Source organism: Nostoc sp. UIC 10890, from assembly GCF_054786515.1.
Genome location: NZ_JBSGKF010000160.1, coordinates 1 through 1,276, shown reverse-complemented (window position 1 = coordinate 1,276; position 1,276 = coordinate 1). Strand labels below are relative to the sequence as shown.

At 39.4% G+C, this 1,276-nt stretch carries 1 protein-coding gene; it reads right to left on the bottom strand.

The window, feature by feature from the left end; genetic code table 11:
• Positions 1-105: 105 nt before the first annotated feature.
• On the bottom strand, positions 106-1,276 hold a 1,171-nt coding region (locus ACWATR_RS40105; RefSeq protein ID WP_460345977.1), incomplete at its 5' end, for a DNA phosphorothioation-associated putative methyltransferase.

Sequence of the window (1,276 nt, the reverse complement as noted above, 5' to 3'; positions counted from 1 at the left end):
TATGGCTTTACAGATTGAATGTCATGCAACTCTAGGATGTAAAAAACCTTATTACTCAACCCATTTGCAAGTTGAATGTGAGCTATATCCAATAACCAAGGAAATTTAACTTTCACTCAACTCATTATTAATAATAGAAGATGCTGTTTTAGAACATTTGCTTTCGCTAACATTACGTCTTTTCCTTTGACGACTCTGAGCCGCAGAGCGCAGTAGCTTTAGTTTGTATGGATCAGCATCCTTTTGCCAAGATAACTGATATCCTTTAAGGGTTGCACAGTGTTTTTTAAGGCATCTGAGCCAACCAGAGCGATGACTAATGAGGTGCCAATCATCTAACAATCCCCAATTTTCTTCTCTACGAGTCAGGTTGACAAACTTCTCATAAAGCAGATAATCAGGAGTAACTAAAGCGTCTTTGCAATGTAACACTGGAGGATCATCAACATCGTAGTCTCGATAATTTACATGCAGGTCACGCAGGTTGATTTCCATACAAGTTTGTAATACAGGATGAGGATCAGCATCAAAATCTGGGTAAAACAGATAGGAAATTTTTGGGGTCTTAGTATGAAATTTAATTACATTTGCTTGTTCTAATCGGCCTATAGCGCGACTAGCACAACCTTCATAAAGGCGCAGTAGCGGATCAAGAGCTTGTAGGGCGGAAACATGAATCCAAAGAGAATTCGGTAACTTCTTCCCAATTGGGCTATTTTGACAGCGTTCTACAATAATTTCTGAATTTCCTAAACTATGTAGCATTTGGTCGGCATTTATCCAAGCTTGTTTATACGTACCAAATAAAGCGAGGATATCTTCCTGGGCTTCCAAAGCTAATTCTCCTAATTTCGGGCGGCGGCTAAATTGACACAGAGCTAAGTAAACCATTAAATCTTGACGGCGTTTATCAGAAATCGCCTCCCACTCTTGTGGGTCTGTTGCCTTTAAAATTACTTGAAAAGCACGCCGTAAACTGCCAAATTCTGCATTGATATCAGCTTCTTGTGATATTTCACCTTTAATTGGAAGACGGCCACGTTCAGCAATAAAAGACATTAAGGGTGCTAGGAGTTCCTGATAATCTTCAAATCGCTTGATGCAAGAACGAATTCTGGGGGTCGTGGTACGAGAACGGAAGCAAGAAGCACGAAATGACTGAGCCTGAGCTTCATCCCGAAAAATTAAGTAGACACCTAAAGCTATAGGAATAGCATCAACACCAAGAACTTGATCAATGTAAATTTTTAATTCTTCTTGCTCGTAATATTTTTGA